The organism is Actinomadura rugatobispora (genome assembly GCF_042656285.1).
Classification (GTDB): Bacteria; Actinomycetota; Actinomycetes; order Streptosporangiales; family Streptosporangiaceae; genus Spirillospora; species Spirillospora rugatobispora.
The window spans coordinates 24,783-45,764 of sequence record NZ_JBHSON010000102.1 but is presented as its reverse complement, the minus strand read 5'-3'; the positions used below and the strand labels follow the sequence as shown (position 1 = coordinate 45,764).

General features: G+C 72.8%; 21 protein-coding genes. 15 read left to right on the top strand and 6 right to left on the bottom strand.

Annotation, left to right across the window (positions count from 1 at the left end):
* Positions 1-450, bottom strand: a 450-nt coding sequence (locus ACFPZN_RS46355) for an ABC transporter ATP-binding protein (RefSeq protein WP_378289728.1), incomplete at its 3' end; no start/stop codon positions are given.
* 1,197 nt (positions 451-1,647) lie between these two features.
* On the opposite strand from ACFPZN_RS46355, the gene ACFPZN_RS46350 reads away from it, so the two are divergent.
* The 9 genes from ACFPZN_RS46350 (at position 1,648) to ACFPZN_RS46310 (ending at position 6,978) form a co-directional block, all read left to right on the top strand.
* Positions 1,648-2,220 (top strand): hypothetical protein, encoded by a 573-nt coding sequence (locus ACFPZN_RS46350; protein WP_378289726.1) that lies wholly within the window; start codon positions 1,648-1,650, stop codon positions 2,218-2,220.
* Positions 2,221-2,268: 48 nt separating this feature from the next.
* Positions 2,269-3,525, top strand: coding sequence for an SRPBCC family protein (locus tag ACFPZN_RS46345; protein WP_378289724.1), 1,257 nt, complete (start codon positions 2,269-2,271; stop codon positions 3,523-3,525).
* Positions 3,522-3,950 (top strand): gas vesicle protein GvpJ, encoded by a 429-nt coding sequence (gvpJ, locus tag ACFPZN_RS46340; protein WP_378289722.1) that lies wholly within the window; start codon positions 3,522-3,524, stop codon positions 3,948-3,950. The genes ACFPZN_RS46345 and gvpJ overlap by 4 nt, the downstream gene beginning before the upstream one ends.
* Positions 3,947-4,753 carry a GvpL/GvpF family gas vesicle protein gene (locus tag ACFPZN_RS46335; protein ID WP_378289720.1) on the top strand — a complete coding sequence of 269 codons (807 nt, stop codon included), beginning with the start codon at positions 3,947-3,949 and terminating at the stop codon, positions 4,751-4,753. The genes gvpJ and ACFPZN_RS46335 overlap by 4 nt, the downstream gene beginning before the upstream one ends.
* Entirely contained in the window at positions 4,741-4,986 is a 246-nt protein-coding gene (locus tag ACFPZN_RS46330) for a gas vesicle protein GvpG (protein ID WP_378289718.1), read from the top strand. The genes ACFPZN_RS46335 and ACFPZN_RS46330 overlap by 13 nt, the downstream gene beginning before the upstream one ends.
* A gap of 88 nt (positions 4,987-5,074) precedes the next feature.
* Positions 5,075-5,566 (top strand): gas vesicle protein, encoded by a 492-nt coding sequence (locus tag ACFPZN_RS46325; RefSeq protein WP_378289716.1) that lies wholly within the window; start codon positions 5,075-5,077, stop codon positions 5,564-5,566.
* Positions 5,556-6,341 (top strand): GvpL/GvpF family gas vesicle protein, encoded by a 786-nt coding sequence (locus tag ACFPZN_RS46320; RefSeq protein ID WP_378289714.1) that lies wholly within the window; start codon positions 5,556-5,558, stop codon positions 6,339-6,341. The genes ACFPZN_RS46325 and ACFPZN_RS46320 overlap by 11 nt, the downstream gene beginning before the upstream one ends.
* Positions 6,326-6,625, top strand: a complete 300-nt coding sequence (locus ACFPZN_RS46315) for a gas vesicle protein (RefSeq protein WP_378289712.1) — start codon at positions 6,326-6,328, stop codon at positions 6,623-6,625. Before ACFPZN_RS46320 ends, ACFPZN_RS46315 begins: the two co-directional genes overlap by 16 nt.
* Positions 6,619-6,978: a gas vesicle protein K gene (locus tag ACFPZN_RS46310; protein WP_378289710.1), complete on the top strand. Its 360-nt coding sequence runs from the start codon at positions 6,619-6,621 to the stop codon at positions 6,976-6,978. Before ACFPZN_RS46315 ends, ACFPZN_RS46310 begins: the two co-directional genes overlap by 7 nt.
* A gap of 51 nt (positions 6,979-7,029) precedes the next feature.
* Here the strand turns inward: ACFPZN_RS46310 and ACFPZN_RS46305 are convergent, their stop codons facing one another.
* From ACFPZN_RS46305 to ACFPZN_RS46285, 5 genes are all read right to left on the bottom strand, one after another.
* Complete coding sequence (locus tag ACFPZN_RS46305; RefSeq protein ID WP_378289708.1) at positions 7,030-8,352, bottom strand: FUSC family protein; 1,323 nt, start codon at positions 8,350-8,352, stop codon at positions 7,030-7,032.
* Positions 8,353-8,482: 130 nt separating this feature from the next.
* Positions 8,483-9,454 carry an alpha/beta hydrolase gene (locus ACFPZN_RS46300; protein ID WP_378289730.1) on the bottom strand — a complete coding sequence of 324 codons (972 nt, stop codon included), beginning with the start codon at positions 9,452-9,454 and terminating at the stop codon, positions 8,483-8,485.
* Positions 9,455-9,580: 126 nt separating this feature from the next.
* Positions 9,581-10,531, bottom strand: a complete 951-nt coding sequence (locus tag ACFPZN_RS46295) for an anti-sigma factor RsbA family regulatory protein (protein ID WP_378289706.1) — start codon at positions 10,529-10,531, stop codon at positions 9,581-9,583.
* Between the two features lie 252 nt (positions 10,532-10,783).
* Positions 10,784-11,887, bottom strand: coding sequence for a carboxylate-amine ligase (locus tag ACFPZN_RS46290; RefSeq protein WP_378289704.1), 1,104 nt, complete (start codon positions 11,885-11,887; stop codon positions 10,784-10,786).
* A gap of 258 nt (positions 11,888-12,145) precedes the next feature.
* Positions 12,146-12,355, bottom strand: coding sequence for an HGxxPAAW family protein (locus ACFPZN_RS46285; protein ID WP_378289702.1), 210 nt, complete (start codon positions 12,353-12,355; stop codon positions 12,146-12,148).
* Positions 12,356-12,636: 281 nt separating this feature from the next.
* Between ACFPZN_RS46285 and ACFPZN_RS46280 the strand changes: the two genes are divergently transcribed.
* From ACFPZN_RS46280 to ACFPZN_RS46255, 6 genes are all read left to right on the top strand, one after another.
* Positions 12,637-14,490 (top strand): methylmalonyl-CoA mutase family protein, encoded by a 1,854-nt coding sequence (locus ACFPZN_RS46280; RefSeq protein ID WP_378289700.1) that lies wholly within the window; start codon positions 12,637-12,639, stop codon positions 14,488-14,490.
* Positions 14,487-16,709, top strand: a complete 2,223-nt coding sequence (gene scpA / locus ACFPZN_RS46275) for a methylmalonyl-CoA mutase (protein WP_378289698.1) — start codon at positions 14,487-14,489, stop codon at positions 16,707-16,709. Before ACFPZN_RS46280 ends, scpA begins: the two co-directional genes overlap by 4 nt.
* Positions 16,706-17,683 (top strand): methylmalonyl Co-A mutase-associated GTPase MeaB, encoded by a 978-nt coding sequence (meaB, locus tag ACFPZN_RS46270; RefSeq protein WP_378289695.1) that lies wholly within the window; start codon positions 16,706-16,708, stop codon positions 17,681-17,683. The genes scpA and meaB overlap by 4 nt, the downstream gene beginning before the upstream one ends.
* A gap of 44 nt (positions 17,684-17,727) precedes the next feature.
* Positions 17,728-18,714 carry a GNAT family N-acetyltransferase gene (locus tag ACFPZN_RS46265; RefSeq protein ID WP_378289693.1) on the top strand — a complete coding sequence of 329 codons (987 nt, stop codon included), beginning with the start codon at positions 17,728-17,730 and terminating at the stop codon, positions 18,712-18,714.
* A 357-nt stretch (positions 18,715-19,071) separates the two neighbouring features.
* Entirely contained in the window at positions 19,072-19,509 is a 438-nt protein-coding gene (locus ACFPZN_RS46260; RefSeq protein ID WP_378289691.1) for an HNH endonuclease, read from the top strand.
* A gap of 493 nt (positions 19,510-20,002) precedes the next feature.
* A complete protein-coding gene (locus ACFPZN_RS46255; RefSeq protein ID WP_378289689.1) occupies positions 20,003-20,977 on the top strand; it encodes a coiled-coil domain-containing protein in 975 nt (324 codons plus the stop codon).
* The last annotated feature ends 5 nt before the right edge of the window (positions 20,978-20,982 follow it).

Genomic DNA, 20,982 nt, shown 5'->3' with positions numbered 1-20,982 from the left:
CCCGGCCCGCTTCTTCATACCGCCGGAGATCTCGCCGGGAAGCTTCTTCTCGGCGCCGAGGAGACCGACCATCTCCATCTTCTCCATGACGATGCGCTTGATCTCACCCTCGGACTTCTTGGTCTGCTCGCGCAGCGGGAAGGCGATGTTGTCGTAGAGGTTCATCGAGCCGAACAGCGCGCCGTCCTGGAACAGCACCCCGAACAGCTTGCGCATCTCGTACAGCTGGGCCTCCGGCAGGTAGGGCAGGTCCCGCTCGCCGACCCAGATGTGACCGCGGTCGGGCTTGAGCAGGCCCATCAGGCACTTCAGGAAGACCGACTTGCCGGTGCCGGAGGGGCCCAGGAGCACGGAGATCTCTCCCGCGGGCACCGTCAGCGACACGTCCTGCCAGATGGTCTGGCGGCCGAACGACTTGGTCAGCCCTTCGACCCTGATCTCGATGCCCACTCGTCACCTTTCGTCCGCGCCGGAAAGCGGCAGGCCAGAATGCGACGCTGCGTGACAATTGCCGCTACGTGCCTCATGAGGCTAAGGCTCCGAGAATGCGCTTATCAAGCCTCGCGGGGATGTTTGGACTCCATGGCCGCCCTCGCTGACGTGAACTGGCCGTTCCGCTGCGACGTCGACCGGGGGCGGTGTCGGCGGGGTGCAGGCGTGGCGGTTCAGGTGGTCATAGCAGATTGCGGTCGGTCGCTCACATTGGCGGCGGTGACGAAAATGCCATGGCGCGCAGATCTTCGATGGGGGATGCAGCGCCGGTTGGCGCAGGTGGGCATGGTCGGCCTTGGACTTGTCACCTGGCGGAGACGAGTTCGGCCAGGTGGTGCAGCGAGACTGCGGCACCGCCGACCAGTCGTAGGTGAGCGTGACCGTGGTCTTGGACGGGCCGAGCGGGGCACCTGGACCTTGTCGGCCACCCGGTAGTCACCGTTGGGATGGCCCGGGTGGTACATGTCCATCCGGAAGATCCGCCCCACTTCGGTCAGCGGGGCTCGGTCGGCGGGTTGCCGAACCCCGCCGGTGCCGTCGATCGCGGAATGGGCCGCCGGGTCCGCCGGCACCGCGAACACCCTCGCGGCCGGCGCCTCGACGGTCAGGGTCGCACTCACGTGCTCCTGGTCCACGGTGTGCACTCTCCTTATCTCGGCCGTGTGGACGGAACCCGCACCCAGGGCCACCCAGGGGTGTTCGTGGGCGATCGCGTGTCGTCGTGCTCTCACCAGCGGAAGCGCCCTGGGACGCGTGGACGGCTCGGGCGCATTGGTCGGCCGTCATAAAAGATCGAGGTTGGTGCGGTCGGCTTGCTCAAATGTGCTGGAGCATAGGTAAAGAAAGTGGCGATCGTGCATTGGGCGCCATGTCCGTGTAAAGAACGTACAAGGCCAGAAGCGCCCGGTTTCGGGCTTTTGGCCCAGGGTAGGGCGCGCTGCGTAACATGCCGCGACCCGCTGTTGTGGCCGCTGCCGAAGCGGTTTCGCCGAAGCAGTCGATGCGGGGCCAGATCCGGTGGGCGCGTTGGGGCTGGAGACGTTTCGTCATTGACAGCCGTAATGCCGTGACGCCGATGGAATCTCGCCTCTGCTCGCCCATCACCTGCCGTCGCTCCATATCGCCGCCCTGGGTCGTGCAGGGGAGGAGAAGGGCATGAAGTGCGGAAGCCGGATGGCGGTCGCCATCGTCGGCGGCTACCTGCTCGGACGGAGCCAGAAGACGCGGCTGGCCGCGGTGATGGCGCTACTGGCGGCGGGCGGGAAGCTCCCCGTGGATCCCGGTGATCTCCTACGCCGCACGCCCCTGGGAGCCGAGGGCGGTCCGCTGGACAAGGTCACCGGCGACCTGGGGACTCAGTTGGTCGACGCGGGCAAGTCGGTGGTCATGGCGGCCGCCAGCAACCGTATCGATTCGCTGAGCGACAGGCTGCAGGAGCGTGCGGACCGCCTGCGCACCCCGGACGTCAAGGTGGGCAAGGAGCGGCCGAAGGACGAGGAGCCCCGGCGCGAGCGGCCGCGGCCGGACGAGGACGAGTACGACGACTACGACGAGTACGAGGACGAGTACGAAGAGGAGCCCGAACCCGAGGAGCCGGTGGCTCGGAAGGCGCCTCGCCGCTCGGCCCCGCCGCCGCGGCGGGAGGAGCCCCGCCGGCGGGCGTCCGAAGGCGAAGAGGCGCCCCGGAGGGCCCGCGCCGGTTCTGCGAGGGCACGCGCCGGACGATGAGGGGACAGCGCGATGACCGATCGGCAAGCGCCTGCGAGGAGCACTGATGTGACCGAGCGGCTGCCCACGGAGAGGCTCGCACAGGAAGCCCAGAACTTCCTGAACGCTCTCGCGGAGAAGGCGCTGCTCTCGATCAGTGAGAGGCTCAACGAGACCACGGACCAGTTGGTCGACCACCTGGAGCACGGCGGCCCGGGCATCAAGTCGGCGCTCAGCGGCGTCTCCGCGCTGGCGGCGGGCAAGTCGCCCTTCCGCGCGGTGGCGAACGCGGGGGCGACCGGGCTGAAGGAGAAGGTCAAGCAGGTCTTCGGCGGCGGCAAGGGCAAGACCGGCAAGGGCGGCAGGTCGGCGCTCAAGCTCACCAACATCGTCGAGCAGATGGACGTCGGGGTCCCGCTCCGCCTCGCCTATGACCAGTGGACGCAGTTCGAGGACTTCCCGGGCTTCATGAAGAAGGTCGAGGGCGCCGACCAGGAATCCGACGAGAAGATCAACTGGAAGGCGCAGATCTGGTGGTCGCACCGTAACTGGGAATCGTCCATCATCGAGCAGGTCCCCGACGATCACATCGTGTGGCGGTCCAAGGGTCCGAAGGGGTTCGTCGACGGGGTGGTGAGCTTCTCCGAACTGGCCCCGAACCTCACGCGGATCCTGCTCGTCATGGAATACCACCCCCAGGGGTTCTTCGAGCACACGGGCAACCTGTGGCGCGCCCAGGGACGGCGCGCCCGCCTGGAGTTCAAGCACTTCCGGCGCCATCTCATGGCGCACGCGATCCTCCAGTCCGACGAGATCGAGGGCTGGCGAGGTGAGATCCGCGACGGTGAGGTCGTCAAGACGCACGAGGACGCCCTCAAGGAGGAACGCGGTCGCGAAGAGGGCGGGGCCGAAGAAGGGGCGAAGCGAGAAGAGGCCCCGCAGGACGAGGACAGAGCCGCGCGGGCGGAGGAAGAAGCCGCCGGCGAGGAGGAAGAGTACGCCGAAGGCGAGCCTCCCGAGGAGAGGGAGGAAGCCGGCGCTGAGCCCGAGGAAGAGCCCGAGGAAGAGCCCGAGGAAGAGCCCGAGGAAGAGCCCGAGGAAGAGCCCGAGGAAGAGCCCGAGGAAGAGCCCGAGGAGACCCGGGCCGGGGCTTCCCGCAAGACCAAGGCGCCCCGCGAAGAAGAGGAACCTGAGGAGGAGACCCGCCGGAGGCGTCCTCCCGAGCAACGGCGCCGCAAGGCCCAGGAGGAGACCGAGGCCGAGCCCGAGCAGGCGGAAGAGGAGCGCGAACGACGGCCGGCGAGGCGAAGGAGTGGTGTGCGATGACCGTCTCTCAGGTTCCGGGCCCGCAGGTGGAGCGGTCGTCCGGCGGCACCCTCGCGGACGTCGTCGAGCTGATCCTGGACAAGGGCCTGGTCATCGACGCGTTCGTCCGCGTGTCGCTGGTCGGCATCGAGGTCATCACGATCGACGCGCGCATCGTCGTGGCGAGCGTGGACACCTACCTGCGCTTCGCGGAGGCCACCAACCGGCTCGATCTCTATGAGAAGGGCGGCGGCGGCCTGCCCGAGCTCGCCGAGAACATCACGGAGGGCGGCACCCGGGCAGGAGCGAAGGGCAAGGCCAAGGGGGTGCTCGACGCGGCCGGGGAGACGATCCAGGACGCACTCTCCGGCGGTGAGGACGACCGCGAGGAAGAGGAGGCCCGCGAACCGCGGCGCACCCGGTCACGGAGGGAGCGCGAGCGGTGACGGCGCATCCGGAGGCCGAGGCCCGCGAAGGCCGGGCCGGGGGAGAGGCCGTGTACGTGTACGCGATCGTGCCGGGCGACACCGAGGTGCCGGAGGGATTGAGCGGCACCGACGGGGCCGGGCTCTCGCTGGTCCGGCATGGCGACCTGGCCGCGGTCGTGAGCGAGGTCGTCACGGGCAGGCCGTTCGGTGCCCGGGAGGACCTGCTGGCGCACGAACGCGTCGTGGAGACCCTGGCGGGGGAGACGACCGTGCTGCCGCTGCGGTTCGGCGCGGTGGTCCGCTCCGCCGACGCGGTGACCGACGAGCTGGTGGCTCCGCATCACGACTGGTTCGCGAACGTCCTCGCGGACTTCGCCGGCCGGGCCGAGTTCATCGTCGTCGGCACCTATGTGCAGGACGCCGTGCTCCGCGAGGTGCTCATGGAGGACCCCGAGGCGATGCGGTTGCGGGAGAGCGTGCGGCGGAAGCCGGAGGACGCCGGGTACTACGAGCGCGTCCGGCTGGGCGAACTGATCGTCCAGGGCCTGGAGGCCAAGCGGCAGGCGGACGGCGCGGCCCTCGTGGAGGCGATCGCGCCGCACGCCGTGGCGGTGACTCCGCGCCGGCCCGCCGGCGACGAGGCCGCCGCCGACGTGGCCTTCCTCGTCGCCGAGGCGGAACGGGAGCGGTTCGAGCAGGCCGTGGACGACCTCGGCCGCCGCTGGGCCGGTCGCGTCCGGCTCCGGGTGATCGGCCCGCTCGCGCCGTACGACTTCGTCCCGCCGATCACGGAGCGGGAGGCCGCGTCATGGGGCTCCTGACCGGGCTGCTCACGTTGCCGCTGGCGCCGGTGCGCGGTGTCGTCTGGCTGGCGGAGCGGATCCGCGACCAGGCCGAACAGGAGCTGTACGACCCGGTGGCGATCCGCGGCCAGCTGGCGGAGGTCGACGCGGCGCTCGCCGCGGGCGAGCTCTCCGAGGAGGAGGCCGCGGAACTCCAGGACCTGCTGCTGGACAGGCTGAGGACCGGCTCGTCCGCCCGGACGGGCATGTGATCATGGGCGCCGACCCCCCACCGGCGCAGCCGAGGCGATGCGCGCGGCCGAGCGCCGGAAGAGGACGGTCGAGCAAGGGGAGAGTGACGTGACGGATCCGATGGAGGTCAGGGCACCGGGCGGAGTCCGGTCGCCCACTCCGGCACGGCGCCACGAGCCGGCGAACCTCGCCGACATCCTGGAGCGGGTGCTGGACAAGGGGATCATCATCGCCGGCGACATCCAGGTGAACCTGCTGGACATCGAACTCCTGACCATCAAGCTGCGGCTGATCGTCGCCTCGGTCGACCGGGCCAAGGAGATGGGCATCGACTGGTGGGAGCACGACCCCACGCTCTCCTCGCACAGCAGCGAGCTGGCGGAGGAGAACCGGGAGCTGCGCCGGCGGGTCTCGGCCCTGGAGGCCGGTGACGAGCGCGAGCCGACGTCCCGGGCCGGCCTGGAGGAAGGCGAGCCGACGTCCCGGGCCGGCCTGGAGGAAGGCGAGCCGACGTCCCGGGCCGACCCGGAGGAAGGCGAGCCGACGACGCGGGCCGGCCGGGAGGAGCGCGAGGCGTCCGGGAGGCGGCGTGGCGACTGAGACGGGCGTGTACGTCTACGCGATCACCCGCGACCCGCCCGCGAAGCTCGTCGAGCGGACCCGCGGCGTCGGCGGGGCCTCGGTGCGCGCCATCAGCCACGAGGGGGTGACGGCCCTGGTCAGCACCGTCGACCTCGCGGAGTTCGGCGAAGAGGCGCTCCGGCGCAACCTGGAGGATCTCGGATGGCTGGAGGGCACCGCCCGCGGCCACAACGCGGTGGTCGCGGACGCCGCCGCGCTCGCCGTGACCCTCCCGATGCGGCTGCTCACGGTCTACCGGAACGACGCGCGCGTACGCGAGGCGCTGCGGGACCGGAAGGAGGAGTTCGCCGAGGCGTTCGACCGGATCGGCGGGCGCGGGGAGTGGGGCGTGAAGGCCTTCGCGGAACTGCGCGACCTCATGACGGACGCCGCGGCCGGCGAGGACTCCGATGCGGGCCGCCCGGGGACCAGCTACCTGCTGCGCCGCCGCGCCGAGCGGCACACCGAGGAGGAGGCGCGGCAGGAGGCGATGCGGCGGGCGACCGAGATCGACACCCGGCTGAGCGAGATCGCCGTCGCCCGGCACCTCCACCCGCCGCAGAACCCGGAGTTGTCCGGACACCAGGGGCTGATGGTGCTGAACGCCTCCTACCTGGTCGACGACGAGCGCGTGGAGGAGTTCCGCAAGGCGGTGGCCTCGCTGGGAGGGCTGCGGGGCATCTCGGCGCAGCTGAGCGGACCGTGGGCGCCCTATTCCTTCGCGACGGAGGAAGGGCCGTGGACCGCGCGCTGACCGGCGTGCCGGTGCCGCCGGAGGAGGCCGAGCTCGCGCCGGCCGAGCGCATCGCGCTGGTGGACCTGCTGGACCGGCTGCTCGCGGGCGGGGTCGTCATCGCGGGGGACATCACGATCTCGATCGCGAACGTCGATCTCGTGCACATCTCGCTGCGCGCGATCATCGCCTCGATCCGCCCGGAGGTGGAGCGGTGCCTGCCCGACGCGGACGGACCCGCGCGCCCGGCCCCGTCCGGGCGGGACGGGACCGGGCCGCCGCCGCCCGGGGACGCGGCGTGGTAGACGGGCCCGGGCCACGGCGCGACGGCAGGGTCGCGCGGCGGCCGGCGTCGTCCCCGAACCGGGGGAGGACCAGCCGGCTGCAACAGCGTCTGGAGACCGACGCGGAGCAGGTGCAGCGCGACCTGGTCCGGCTGGTCCTCACCATCGTCGAACTCGTGCGGCAGCTCATGGAACGCCAGGCCCTGCGCCGGGTCGAAGGCGGTGATCTCTCCGACGACCAGGTGGAGGAGCTCGGGCTCGCCCTCATGAGGCTGGAGGAGGCGATGACGGAGCTGCGGGGGCGCTTCGACCTCGACGCCCGCGACCTCAACCTCGACCTCGGCCCGCTGGGTCCGCTGCTGCCCCCCGACTGAGCTTCGGTCCGGACGGCCAGGCGGCGGGCTCGAGTGCGACACCGGCCGTGATCACGGCCCGTCGGGCGGGTCGTCAGGATCCCGGGCGATCCGTTCGGCCTCGGCGTTGGCCTCGGCGGCCTTGCGGAGCTGGTGCCGTGCCTGCTGGACGGCGCGGGCCGGAAGCTCGGGCAGGTGCCGTGCCGCGCCCCGCTGCCGCCTCCAGCGCTGGCGTGCGCGGGCCCGGTGCTCGACGCGCAGGTGCCCGATGAGGCGGTCGACGTTCATGGAGACCTCGCCGTACAGCGGCCAGATGTCCCCGGCCGCGGCCCGTTCGTGCAGCCTCCGGGCGAGCCGGGCGCGCCGCTCGCGGGCCACGTCCACGCGCACCTCCAGCGCCTGCTCGGCGAGGAAGGGGCGGGCGTCGCGGGCCAGGTCGGAGCGGGTGAGCCGCCCGTAGGCGCTGATGCCGCCGGCGATGGCCTCGAGCGCGTCGCCGAGCTCCTCGCGCAGGTCTGGATCCGTCAGCAGCCGGCCCCGCGCGCCGAGCCGCTCATCGTCGGCGAGGGAGCGGGTCAGGCCGCGCAGCGACAGCGTGAAGTGCTCCATCGTCTCCATGGCGTCGCGCAGCGCCACACCGGCGTCGATGAGCTGCCGTGCCCGCGTCCGGGGGTTGAGGCGGACGCTCTCCTCGGCGGCGCCGAGATCCCGGTCGGTGCGGCCGATCTCGCGGGCGAGCTGCTCGGCCTTGTCCTGCCACCCGGCCGCCTCGTGCTCGGCGGGCGGGCCCCGCAGCCCGCCGGCGATCTGCTGGATCAGCTCCCGCAGCCGCTCGGCGATGTCCTCGACCGCCTCCTCGGCCGGCCGCACCCGCACCGACGGCACCAGCAGCGTCGCCGCCAGCCCCGTGGCGGCGCCGATCAGCGTCTCCAGCAACCGTTCGACGGCGCCGCTCTCACTGGCCGTGCCCAGCGCGAAGATCAGCATCGCGGAGATCGGCACCTCCAGCACGTGCTCGCCCAGCCGCATCACATGCCCGATGACCAGCGCGGCGAGGATGGTCAGCCCGAGCGCCCACCAGGAGAACCCGATGGTGCCCGCGGCCAGCACCGCGACCAGCACCCCCGAGGTGACCGCGGCCACCCGCAGGATGCCCGCCTTGATCGTCTGGTAGATGGAGTACTGCACGACGAGCAGCGCCGTCAGCGGCGCCAGCAGGGGCTGCGGCCCGTTCGGCGGCAGCAGGGAGAGGGCCAGCACGAACGCCAGCACGGCGGTGACGGTCAGCCGGGTGATGCGGTACACCGTGGACGGGACCTCCGTCGCCAGGCCGAGCGGCGATCGGCCGGCGCGGGCTTCCCTGTCGGAACGGCGGTGGAAGAACGCAGGTGTCATCTGCAGGCGCGAGTCGGTCGTGAGCGCCGGGTCCGTCGCGGACGTGAGGCGCTCGGACGTTCACGTGTACAGGTACCGTGTGCCCGCTCCGCCCCGGGGGCAGCCCGGCGCCGGCACAGATCTAACGGCCCTATTGAACGGCTTTGCGGTCCGTTGGCGGGGCGCCGCGGTTCAGACGGTCGTCCCGGGCGTGATCGTGCCGCACCAGTCCAGGAGCCTGTCCCACAGGAGGTGGCGGGTGGTGGCCATGTTGTGGCAGTGGGCGCTTCCCGGCAGCAGGTAGAGGGTGACGTCCGCGGCTGTCGCGGTAGAACGCCGGTTCCTGGTGGGGGTCGGGGGAGACGTCGACATCGCCGTAGCTCAGGAAGACGGGGACATCGACGGCCGCCGCCGCGTCCGTGGCGAAGCCCGGGACGGAGGCCTGCGCCGCGGGCCGCCGTGGGACGACGGTGAGCGTGGCGGCACGGTCGGCCTCCACCACGGTTCCGGGCACGTCGTCGAGGTAGAACCACGAGCGCATCGGGGTCCGGTCGGGCGCGGCGAAGCGTTCGGGGAGGGCCGCCTCGATCCGCTCGGCGAGAGCGGCGCGCCCTTCCGGGGTCCGCGCCGCCGCGGCCATCTCCGGCGTGGGCGGACGCTGGGCGACGTACTGGTTGGTGGTGCCGAGGATGGCCAGCCCGGCGTAGTCGTGGTGGCCGGCCTGCTGGAACATGGCGACGTATCCGCCCATGGAGTGGGCCACGGCCAGGAACGGACCGGGCTCCCCGAGCACCTCCGGCATCCGGGCCACTGCCGCCGCGACCGCCGCGGCCTGGTCGGCCAGGCCGAACTCCTGCGCCGGCCGGCTGCTGGCGCCGGTGCCCAGCAGGTCCAGCGTGACGACGCCGTAGCCCCTGGACGCCGCGTACCGCGCGAAGCTGTAGCCGGTCCGCCCGGGAACCCGCAGGTCGAAGTAACCGCGGTCGTAGGTGCCGCCGGGCAGGCAGACCAGGACCGCCCTGGCCGGCCCGGAGTTCTCGGGCGGGACGTACGTGCCGGCGAGCCGCGCGGCCTCCCCTTCGCGCCCGCCGACATCGAACTCCACCGTTCGCGGTTGCCGCACCGTCAAGGCGTGCCCCTCCCCGGCCCCGGCCGGTGCCGGGGCCCGCGTGCCGGAAAATGCCGATCTGGCATCCGAGAATTGTATTCTCGGCGGGCCGGTGATCTCCAGGCCGCCGGGCGGGCGGGGTCAGAGGCGCATGTAGACCCGGAACGTGGTGCCCTCCGGGGCGGTGTGCACGCGGACCAGGTCGGCCAGGTGGTTGACCATGAGGACGCCCCGCCCGCCGTCGGTCCGCATCCCCGCGGGGCGGCGGCCCATCAGGGGATCGGTGATCCGCCCGGAGTCGCGGATCTCGCACACCACATGGCCGTCCTCCGCCCAGACCCGCAGCACGCCGGCGCCTCCGCCGTGCAGCGCCGAGTTGGCGGCCAGCTCGTTGACGGCCAGCTCCAGATCGCCCGTGCGGGACGGGCCGAGGCCGAGGGCGGCGGCGCGGGCGGCGGCCAGGGCGCGGATCAGGGGGATGGCGTCCAGGTCGAACGGGGTCGCCTCGACGTCGGCGCGTTCGGGCAGCGGGCGGTTCCAGGCTCGCAGGACGCGGTCGGGGGCGTACTCGGAGCTGGAACGCTCCCCGGCGCCGTCGATGATCACGGGGTGGGTGGCGCGGGCGTCGGCGACGACGGCGCCGTCCAGGCCGGCGACGTCGTACGGGCACAGGATGGTCGCCGCGCGCCCCGCGAAGGCGACGTTGATCAGCGCCTCGTGCTGGACGCAGGCGGGGTACTCGGCGGACGACCGGCCGGCCCAGATCGGCTCGCCGATGATCCGCACCCGGGCGGGGGAGTGCCGGTCGCTGAAGGCGCGCAGCACCCCGGGGATGATCCGGCCGGGGTTGCGGCCCGCCTCCGACATGTCGATCCACTCCACCAGCGCCGCCGCCTTGGCGGAGGACCGGCGGACGGTGTCGCGCAGGATTCTCAGCCGCGGCCCGGGGACGGCGACCGCCACCGGCTCGCCGGCCTCGCACCCGTCCAGGACGAACGGCACGGTGCCGTCCAGGTATTCGGCGCGGTCGCGGTAGAAGAGGGCCGGATGGACGAACGCGTCCTCCGGCGGCGCGCCTGGCCCGGTGGTCATCGGCCGGTCACCTCGTTCGGCGCACCATCGGTGTCGGATGGTGCAGCGTCATGCTGGGGTCCCCTCTGTCGGGTCGGCCGGGCGGGCGGGCATCGTCATCATGACCGCTACCCGCCCGACATTGCGGAAAAACGACCCATTTAGGGCAGGTAGAAAGCCAGGTTCGGTAGGCCCGGGTCATCTCCATGATGCCGGTTCCGGGCGGATGCTCACGACCGTGGTCCGCCGATCACGTCCGCGACGACCCGACGATCATCCCCGGGACGGCGGGCCCCCGTCCAGCACCGCGACGTCCACCACGTCGGCGAGCCGCTCGCGGCGCCGGTAGGCGGCCCGCTGCCGCTGCGCGCCGTTCCCCTCCTCCAGCACGGCCGCCAGACCGGCGGCGGCGCGGTCCAGGTCGCCGGCCTCCGCCAGCGCGGGCCGGACGTGCGCGAGCAGGTCTCCGGCCAGCCGGCGGAACGGGACCCGCCGCCCCGTGCACACGTCGATGCCGTCACCCGGCAGGCCGTTGCGGGCGGCCAGCCAGTAGGCCGCCCGCAGCAGTTCCGGCGCGGGGTCGGGCGCCGGCTCGCGCGCCTCCACGGCCGTCAGCGAGACCCGCACCAGCGCCCGGGCCAGCGCGGCGAACAGCACCGCCTCGGCCACGGTCATCGCCACGTCGCCGAGCCGGATCTCCAGGGTGGGCAGCCGCGCCGAGGGCCGCACGTCCCAGAAGATCGTCCCGGTGTCCATCAGCGCGCCGCAGCCCAGCAGCGTCTCCACGAGCTCCTCGTAGTGCGCCAGGGAGCGGAAGAACGGCGGCGGGCCCGCCACCGGCCAGCGCGCCCACGTCATCACCCGCCAGCAGGCGTACCCGGTGTCGCGGCCCGCCCAGTACGGGGAGTTGGCGGCCAGCGCCACCAGCGTGGGCAGCCAGGGCCGCAGATGGTTGCTCACCAGCACGGCCCGTTCCGGATCGGGCATCTCGACGTGCACGTGGCAGGCGCAGATGCACTGCTCGTCGTCCAGCGCCCGGTAGGTGGCCAGGCTCTCGGCGTACCGGGCGCCCGCGACGATCGGCGGCGGCAGCAGGTCGCCCAGCACCGGGGTGCCGGTGGCGGCCAGCAGCACCCCCTCGCGGGCGGCGGCCGCGGCCATCGCCGCCCGCATCTCCCGGATCTGCTCCTCCAGCTTGCCCAGATCGTCGCAGGGGGAGGTCTTGGCCTCGGCGAGGAAGGCGATCAGCTCGGTGGAGGCGCGCTCGCCCAGCGCCTCGGACGCCCGTTCCACCACCGCGGGCGCGCGGGGGACCACCATCCGGGAGCCCGGGTCGGCCACGAAGTACTCTTCCTCGACTCCGAATCTGAGGGCCATTCCACCACCTCGTGCTCGGGAGCAGAGCAGGCGGCCGCGCCGTGGCGAAGCCCTTCCGACGTTACGTCGTGACGGGCACATTCGCACGCCCGGCCGGTCAGGGGCCGGGGCCGAGGGAAGAGAGGAGGGCCGTGCTCGGAGTGGCGGCCCCCTTCAACAAGCCCCCGCCCGCGCCGCCTCGCGGCGTCGCATTCCTGGAACGGGGGCCGGTTGAAGGGCGTCAGGCGTCAGGCGAGCGCCCTGACCGTGGTCACCGGCTCACTGGCGAGGGTCGTCGACGACGACGTCGCTCATGATGTCGACGATCAGGGAGAGCACGCCGCCGAGTGCGATGACCACCGCGCCGGCCCAGAACATCGGCCAGTTCGGGCCCACGCACAGCGCCACGCCGCCCACGGTGAAACCGACGAAGATCACGGCAACGGCGACCCAGGACTTCGGCCGTCCCGCGTGGCTGCCAGTCGACATGCGCTATTCCTTCTTGTCCGAGCTGATCCAACCCGAGCGTTGTGCCGGGGGTTTTCCGCCCCGAACACTAGCAACGCCCGTGCCCGGACCGGATCCGGGGTGGCTTCCGGCGCGTCCCCCGGGCCCGCGGGGACGGCAGGATCCCGTTCCCGGCGTCCCGCCCCCTAACCGGCCCGTCCGGCCAGGCCCTTCGCACCCGGCCTCCGCACCCGGCTACCCGGGCCGCCAGAAGGGCCACCCCGGTCGCCCGCCGCCCATACGCGCTCGCTTAGCATCCAGGCATGACGGTGCCGCCTGAAGAACTCGAACTGGCCGCCGCGTTCCCCCCGGCGGAACGTGACCGGTGGCGCGAGCTGGTGAAAGGGGTGCTGCGCAAGTCGGGCGCGGCGAGCGAGGACACCCCTCTCGACGAGATCGAGGGCCTGCTGACCCGCGAGTCCTACGACGGCGTCTCTGCCGCGCCCCTCTACACGCGCGACGACACCGTGCCGGGGCGGCCCGGCCTCGCCCCCTACCTGCGGACGGTGCGCCCCGAGGGCGAGGGCCTGGCGGGCTGGGACGTGCGGCAGCGGCAGGTTCACCCCGACCCGGCGGCCGCCCGCGAGGCGATCCTGGCCGATCTGGAGAACGGCGCGACCTCCGTCTGGCTGGGCCTCGGCGAGCCCGGCCCGCCCGTGGAGTCGCTGCCCGAGGTGCTGCGCGGCGTCCACCTCGACCTGGCGCCCCTCGTGCTGGACGCCGGCGCCCGGACCGCCGAGGCCGCCGAGGCCCTGCTCCGCCTGATCACCGAGCGCGGCCAGGCCGGCGAGCCCACCGGCGGCCTGGGCGCCGACCCGCTGGGGCTGCGCGCCCGCACCGGCGAGCCCGCCCCGATCGAGGGGCCCGGCGGCGCGGCCGAGCTGGCCGTGCGGTGCGCCCGCGAGTTCCCCGGCCTGCGCGCGATCACGATCGACGCGACCGCCTACCACGACGCGGGCGGCGGCGACGCCGAGGAGCTCGGCGCGGCCGTCGCGGCCGGGGTCGCCTACCTGCGGGCCCTCACCGCCGCCGGGCTCGGCCTGGACGAGGCGTTCGGGCAGCTGGAGTTCCGGCTGGCCGTGAACGCCGACCAGTTCTCCTCGATCGCCAAGCTGCGCGCGGCCCGCCGCCTGTGGGCCAGGGTCGCCGAGGTCTGCGGCGCCGGCGGGGACGACGCCGCCGGACGGCGCGCCGCCCGCCTGCACGCGGTGACCTCCTCGGCGATGATGACCCGCCGCGACCCGTGGGTGAACATGCTCCGCACCACCGTCGCCGCCTTCGCCGCCGGGGTCGGCGGCGCGGACGCCGTCACCGTGCAGCCCTTCGACGTCCGGCTCGGCCTGCCCGACGACTTCGCCCGCCGCATCGCCCGCAACACCCAGACCCTGCTGCTGGAGGAGTCCAGCCTGGCCCGCGTCGTCGACCCGGCGGGCGGCTCCTGGTACGTCGAGCGGCTCACCGAGGAGACGGCGCAGGCCGCCTGGGCCTGGTTCACCGAGATCGAGAAGGCCGGAGGGCTGGCCGCTGCCCTTGACTCCGGGCTGGTCGCCGGACGGCTCGCCGCCACCTGGGAGCGCCGCCGCAAGGACCTGGCCCGTCGCAAGGCCCCCCTCACCGGCGTCAGCGAGTTCCCCGACCTCGCCGAGAAGCTGCCCGAGCGCGCCCCCGCGCCCGAGCCGGCCCCGGCGGGCGGCGGGCTGCCCGTCGTCCGGTACGCGCAGGACTTCGAGGCCCTCCGCGACCGCTCCGACGCCCACGCCGAGGCCACCGGGGCCCGCCCGAAGGTCTACCTGGCCACCCTCGGCCCGATCGCCGTCCACACCGCCCGCGCCTCCTTCGCCGCCAACCTCTTCCAGGCCGGCGGGATCGAGACCGTCAGCGGCGACCCGGAGGGGTTCGCCGCCTCCGGCGCCACCGTCGCGTGCCTGTGCTCCAGCGACAAGCTCTACGGCGAGCAGGCCGAGGACGCCGCCCGTACTCTCAAGGAGTCGGGAGCGGTGAAGGTGTGGCTCGCGGGTAAGGGGACCTTTGAGGGAGTGGACGCGCACGTGTTCGCGGGCTGCGACGCGGTCGCCGTGCTGGAGACCACCCTCGACGATCTAGGAGTGAACCGATGATCCCCGACTTCTCCGAGATCGAGCTCGGGACGGCGGCCCCCGCCGACGAGGCCGCCAAGCGCTGGCGCGCCGCGGTCACCGAGGCCACCGGCCGCGACCCGGACGCCGAGACCTGGGAGACCCCCGAGGGCATCGGCGTCAGGCCGCTCTACACCGGCGACGACCTCACCGGGCTGGACTTCCTGGACACGCTGCCGGGCGTCGCCCCCTACCTGCGCGGCCCGTACCCCGCGATGTACGCCACCCAGCCCTGGACGATCCGGCAGTACGCCGGCTTCTCCACCGCCGAGGAGTCCAACGCCTTCTATAGGCGCAACCTGGCCGCCGGGCAGAAGGGCCTGTCGGTGGCCTTCGACCTGGCCACCCACCGCGGCTACGACTCCGACCATCCGCGGGTGGCCGGCGACGTCGGCATGGCCGGGGTCGCGATCGACTCGATCTACGACATGCGGCAGCTCTTCGACGGCATCCCGCTGGACCGGATGAGCGTGTCGATGACCATGAACGGCGCGGTGCTGCCCATCCTGGCGCTCTACATCGCCGCCGCCGGGGAGCAGGGGGTGGAGCCCGAACGGCTGGCCGGGACCATCCAGAACGACATCCTCAAGGAGTTCATGGTCCGCAACACCTACATCTACCCGCCCGGGCCGTCGATGCGGATCATCTCCGACATCTTCGCGTTCACGTCCCAGCGGATGCCCAAGTACAACTCGATCTCCATCTCCGGCTACCACATCCAGGAGGCGGGGGCCACCGCCGACCTGGAGCTGGCCTACACCCTGGCCGACGGGGTCGAGTACATCCGGGCCGGGCGCGACGCCGGCCTGGACATCGACGCGTTCGCGCCGCGGCTGTCGTTCTTCTGGGCGATCGGCATGAACTTCTTCATGGAGGTCGCCAAGCTGCGCGCCGCCCGGCTCCTGTGGGCCAGGCTCGTCAAGGGCTTCGACCCCAAGAACCCCAAGTCGCTGTCGCTGCGCACCCACTCCCAGACCTCCGGGTGGTCGCTCACCGCGCAGGACGTGTTCAACAACGTGGCCCGTACGTGCATCGAGGCGATGGCCGCGACCCAGGGGCACACCCAGTCGCTCCACACCAACGCGCTCGACGAGGCCCTCGCCCTGCCGACCGACTTCTCCGCCCGCATCGCCCGCAACACCCAGCTGCTCCTCCAGCAGGAGTCCGGCACCACCCGGACGATCGACCCCTGGGGTGGCAGCGCCTACGTCGAACGCCTCACCTACGACCTGGCCCGCCGCGCCTGGGCGCACATCGCCGAGGTCGAGGAGGCCGGGGGGATGGCCAAGGCCATCGACGAGGGCCTGCCCAAGCTGCGCATCGAGGAGGCCGCCGCCCGCACCCAGGCGCGGATCGACTCCGGACGGCAGCCGGTCATCGGCGTCAACAAGTACCGCCCCGACGCCGACGAGAGCATCGAGGTCCTCAAGGTCGACAACGCCTCCGTCCGCGCCCAGCAGATCGACAAGCTGCGCCGTCTCCGCGAGGAGCGCGACGAGGACGCCGCGCAGGCCGCCCTCACGGCCCTGACCGGCGCCGCCGAGGCCGCCGACCGCGGCACCCGCGGTTCCGGGCTGGAGCAGAACCTCCTCGCCCTGGCCGTCGACGCCGCCCGCGCCAAGGCCACCGTCGGCGAGATCTCCGACGCCCTGGAGCGGACCTACGGCCGGCACGCCGCCCAGATCCGTACCATCTCCGGTGTGTACCGGGAGGAGGCGGGACAGGTGACCGCGATCGAGAAGGCCCGCGCCGCGACCGCCGCGTTCGAGGCGGCCGAGGGCCGGCGGCCCCGCATCCTGGTCGCCAAGATGGGCCAGGACGGCCACGACCGCGGCCAGAAGGTGATCGCCACCGGCTTCGCCGACCTCGGCTTCGACGTCGACGTGGGCCCGCTGTTCCAGACCCCGGGCGAGGTCGCCCGGCAGGCGGTGGAGGCCGACGTGCACGTCGTCGGCGTCAACTCCCTCGCCGCCGGCCACCTCACGCTGGTGCCCGCGCTGCGCGAGGAACTGGCCGCGCTCGGCCGCGACGACGTCATGATCGTCGTGGGCGGGGTCATCCCGCCGCAGGACTTCGACGAGCTGCGCGCCGCCGGCGCCGCCGCGATCTTCCCGCCCGGCACCGTCCTGGCCGAGGCCGCGCTCGGCCTGCTCGACGACCTCGCCGCCAGGCTGGGCCACCAGGCGGGGACCACGGCTTGAGCCCCGGCCTCGACGACTACGTCAAGGGGGTGCGGGAGGGCTCGCGGGCGTGGATCGCGCGCGCGATCACGCTCGTGGAGTCCACCCGCCCCGACCACCGGGACCTCGCCCAGCGGCTCCTGGTGGAGCTGACCCCCTACACCGGGCACGCCCGCCGGATCGGCATCACGGGCGTGCCCGGCGTGGGGAAGTCCACCTTCATCGACGCCCTCGGCACCGACCTCACCGCCGCGGGGCACAAGGTGGCCGTGCTGGCGGTCGACCCGTCCTCCACCCGCACCGGCGGCAGCATCCTGGGCGACAAGACCCGCATGCACCGCCTCGCCACCGACCCCGCCGCGTTCATCCGCCCGTCGCCGACCGCCGGGACGCTCGGCGGGGTGGCCAAGGCGACCCGCGAGGCGATGGTCGTCATGGAGGCCGCCGGGTACGACATCGTGCTGGTGGAGACCGTCGGCGTCGGCCAGTCCGAGACCACCGTCGCCGAGATGGTCGACTCGTTCCTCTTCCTCACCCTCGCCCGCACCGGCGACCAGCTGCAGGGCATCAAGAAGGGCGTGCTGGAACTGGCCGACGTCATCGCCGTCAACAAGGCCGACGGCCCCCACGAGATGGAGGCCAGGAAGGCCGCCCGCGAGCTCGCCGGCGCCCTGCGCCTGCTGCGCAGCGACGAACGCGTCCGCGACACCCCCGTCCTGACGTGCAGCGCCCGTGAGAACATCGGCCTGGACGCCCTCTGGCAGCACCTGGTCGACCACCAGGACGCCCTGGCCGCCACCGGCGAACTGGAGGAGCGCAGGCGGCGCCAGCAGGTCGGGTGGACCTGGTCCATGGTCCGCGACCGCCTCCTGGCCGAACTGCACGCCGATCCCGCCGTCCGCGACCTGGCCCCCGAGCTGGAGGCGGCCGTCGCCGACGGGACGCTGACCCCCGCCCTCGCCGCCGAGCGGATACTCAACGCCTTCACCCGGTGACGGTTTGAGGGTCGCGGACGCCCCGGATCCTGTACAACAGGCTGATGGACGTCATCTCGCTCGATGATCCGACCGACGCCCAGATCGGGCAGTGGCACGCCGTGCTCGAGGCCGTCCACGCCGGCGACCCCGCGGGCGAGCCGGCCCCGGCCAGGGAGCAGACGGCCGAGCACCTGCTGGGCGCGCCGCACCAGCGCCTGTGGGCCGCCGTCGAGGGCGGCGAGGCGGTCGCCGTGGTGGTCCTGCGACTACCCGGCGGGCCGGGGGCCGACCGCCCCGGCGAGATCGACATCCGGGTGCACCCCGCCCACCGGCGGCGCGGGCTGGGCACCCGGCTCATGGCCGTGGCCGCCGAGGGCCTGCGCGCCGACGGCCGCACCAGCGTCATCGCCCAGGTCCTGGCCGGCACCCCCGCCGTCCCGTTCCTGGAGTCGCACGGCTTCGTGTGCGTGCTCACGCTCAGCGGCCTGCTGCTGCGCCTGGACGACCTGCCGCCCGACCGCGTCCCCGCGCTGGTCGCCGCCGGCCCGCCCGGATACCGGCTGGTGCGCTGGCGCGGCTCGGTGCCCGACCGGTACGCCGACGCCCTCGCCCGCGCCAAGCACGCCATGGCCGACCTCGCCGAGTACGAGGGCCTGCCGTGGAACGCCCGGCGCGTCCGGGAGATGGCCGACATGGTCGCCAAGCGCGGCGACGACCTCTACACGGTCGCCGCCGTGCAGGGCTCGACGGTCGCCGGTTTCACCGAGATCGTGGTGCCCGCCGAGGCCCCCGAGCGCGCCGCCCAGTACGACACCGCGGTCGTCCCCGAGCACCGCGGCCGCCGCCTCGGCATCTGGGTGAAGGCCGCGATGCTGCGGTGGCTGGCCACCGAGCGCCCCGAGGTCCGCGAGATCGAGACCGACAACGTCGGCGACAACGCGCATATGCTGGCCGTCAACGAGGAACTGGGATTCCGCCGCCAGCGCGAGTCCCGCGAATACCAGGCGGCCGCCCGCGACCTCCCGAGCATCCACAGATCGCCCCTCTAGTTGTGTTCCCGAGTCCCGGCCTACGGTGCTCGCCTGGCGGCTCGCGCCTGACCGGGCCTTGGCGAGCGCGGCATCGCTTCGCGATCTGGCCGGTGATGCTCGCCTCCGGCGTCGCACCACCGCCCGGGTAACGCGCTCGCGTGGTCCCTCAGCCCGGCCGAAAATGCGTTGCCGCCCGCAACGAGGATCGGCACTCTGAAGGAGGTCTTCGGAAAGTCCGCGGGGCCGGGAAATTAGCGGATCATTCCTTTCGTGTTCAATGGTGGTCGTCGTGCCGTTAAGGCCGGCGGACCATTGCTGGGACGGACGGGCGCCGGGCCCGCGGGCGGAGTGGACGCGACGGGGAGGAGGTGGCCGATGAACGTGCTCGTACTGAACGCTTCGTATGAGCCCTTACAAAACGTGGACCTGCGGCACGCCATCCGCATGCTGGTGCGCGAGGTGGCCGTCGTCGAGGAGGCGGAGGAGGGCCGGACGATCGGCCGGTTCCCCGTGCCGCGGGTGCTGAGGCTGGTCAGGTACGTCGCCATGCGGTGGCGGCACGGCAGGCGCCCGCCGTGGAGCAAGCGCGGAGTCTACCTGCGCGACCGCGGGGAGTGCGGGTACTGCGGCAAGCGCGGTCACACCATCGACCACGTCCTGCCGCAGTCGAGGGGCGGCGGCGACACCTGGGAGAACACCGTCCTGGCCTGCGGCAGGTGCAACAACCGCAAGGGCAGCCGCACGCCGCGGGAGGCGGGCATGAAGCTGCGCGTCAAGCTCCGCGTCCCCCACTGGAACGAACTGGTCCGCTGAGCGGGGGCGGTCTGCCGGCCGCCCCCGCCCGGTCCCCGCACCCTTCACGAGGTGCCTCCGGCCCCCGGCTTCCGGTCGCTTCATCTCTCGGCCCTCCGTGTCGTCTTCTCCGAGGTCTGTGGAGCCCTCAGGCCCCGCCGCGGGTTGCGGGACGTTCTTCCCCACCCGCCGATGCGTGTGCTCGGGCGGTGGTGCGCCGGGGGCGGAGCGTGACGTGCGTCGCCGGATCGAGGGCGGGCGCCGGTGCCGCCGGGGTGTGATGTGGTCGTGATCTGAGATCGAAAAGGTCCTTGTTTTCAGGGGGTGTGGCGCGATCCCCGGTGGGCATTTTAAGGATTGGTCATGCGGGGAGTAGTTTCTGTGTAACGCTATGTGTTGTCGAGAGCGTCAAGGGCGAAATGGGTGATTGTGGTAGCGTGCCGCCAATCTTCTCGTTGGTGCTAAGGAGAAATCAGTGGCGGCCCTCGATCCTCACGGCAGCGCACGGAGCTCGTTGCGTGCGCGCGCGGCGCGGAGCTGTGCCGTCATCGCCCTCCTCGCGGCGGCCTCCGCCGCGCTGCCGGCCGGCCCTGGCAGCGCCGCCGGGCTGGCCCTCGCGCCCGACGACCCCAAGGAGCTCGCCAAGCTCGAGAAGCGGGCCGCGCAGCTATCCAAGGACTACCGCGGCGAGCTGGTCTCCCTGGACGAGGCCAAGACGGCCGCGCAGCGCGCCCGCAAGGACGCCGAACGGCTCGCGCGGGAGTTCGAGGTCGCGCGGTCCGACGTCCGCCGGATCGCCGCGTCCACGTACATGACCGGCAGGCTGGACACGACCACGATGGTGTCCGCCGACGACCCGCGGGCCGCCGTGCGCGACGCCGCGGTCATCGAGCACATGTCGCGCAACAACGGGATGCGGCTGCAGAGCCTGGAGACGCTGTCCGTGCAGGCGGCCCAGTCGCAGCGGACGGCCAAGACCAAGGTCGACCAGGTGCGCAAGGAGGTCGAGGACCTGGAGGGCCAGCGCGCACGGGTCAAGAAGCTCCTGGCCAAGTACAAGCCGGAGGCCCCCGTCGCGCCCAGCAGCCCGGCGGGCAGGCCCGACGGCGCCGGCGGCACCAAGTCGAGCATCATCGGCAACTCGATGACCGCCCGCATGCGCACGGCGATGGTGGCCATCGACTCCAAGTTCGGCCCGTTCCCGGCCATCGGGTGCGCCCGGCCCGGCGACGCGCAGGACCACGGCAAGGGCCAGGCCTGCGACTTCATGGAGAGCACGGGCGGGCAGATGCCCAGCGCCTCCGCCCGCGCCCACGGGGACGCCGTCGCCCAGTACGTGATCGACAACGCCTCCCGGCTCGGCATCAAGTACGTGATCTGGCGCCAGCGCATCTACGACATGCGCGGCAGCGGCGGCTGGCGCCAGATGGAGGACCGCGGCAGCATCACCCAGAACCACTACGACCACGTCCACGTGTCCGTCCTCTGACCTGA

What these genes read in the sequence shown, in the direction of transcription:
- ACFPZN_RS46280 (WP_378289700.1), top strand. Translation starts at nt 12,637, where the DNA reads ATGACGGTGCCGCCTGAAGAACTCGAACTGGCCGCCGCGTTCCCCCCG.
- ACFPZN_RS46290 (WP_378289704.1), bottom strand. Translation starts at nt 11,887, where the DNA reads ATGGCCCTCAGATTCGGAGTCGAGGAAGAGTACTTCGTGGCCGACCCG.
- ACFPZN_RS46265 (WP_378289693.1), top strand. Translation starts at nt 17,728, where the DNA reads ATGGACGTCATCTCGCTCGATGATCCGACCGACGCCCAGATCGGGCAG.
- ACFPZN_RS46305 (WP_378289708.1), bottom strand. Translation starts at nt 8,352, where the DNA reads ATGACACCTGCGTTCTTCCACCGCCGTTCCGACAGGGAAGCCCGCGCC.
- gvpJ (WP_378289722.1), top strand. Translation starts at nt 3,522, where the DNA reads ATGACCGTCTCTCAGGTTCCGGGCCCGCAGGTGGAGCGGTCGTCCGGC.
- scpA (WP_378289698.1), top strand. Translation starts at nt 14,487, where the DNA reads ATGATCCCCGACTTCTCCGAGATCGAGCTCGGGACGGCGGCCCCCGCC.
- ACFPZN_RS46285 (WP_378289702.1), bottom strand. Translation starts at nt 12,355, where the DNA reads ATGTCGACTGGCAGCCACGCGGGACGGCCGAAGTCCTGGGTCGCCGTT.
- ACFPZN_RS46350 (WP_378289726.1), top strand. Translation starts at nt 1,648, where the DNA reads ATGAAGTGCGGAAGCCGGATGGCGGTCGCCATCGTCGGCGGCTACCTG.
- ACFPZN_RS46330 (WP_378289718.1), top strand. Translation starts at nt 4,741, where the DNA reads ATGGGGCTCCTGACCGGGCTGCTCACGTTGCCGCTGGCGCCGGTGCGC.
- ACFPZN_RS46295 (WP_378289706.1), bottom strand. Translation starts at nt 10,531, where the DNA reads ATGACCACCGGGCCAGGCGCGCCGCCGGAGGACGCGTTCGTCCATCCG.
- ACFPZN_RS46260 (WP_378289691.1), top strand. Translation starts at nt 19,072, where the DNA reads ATGAACGTGCTCGTACTGAACGCTTCGTATGAGCCCTTACAAAACGTG.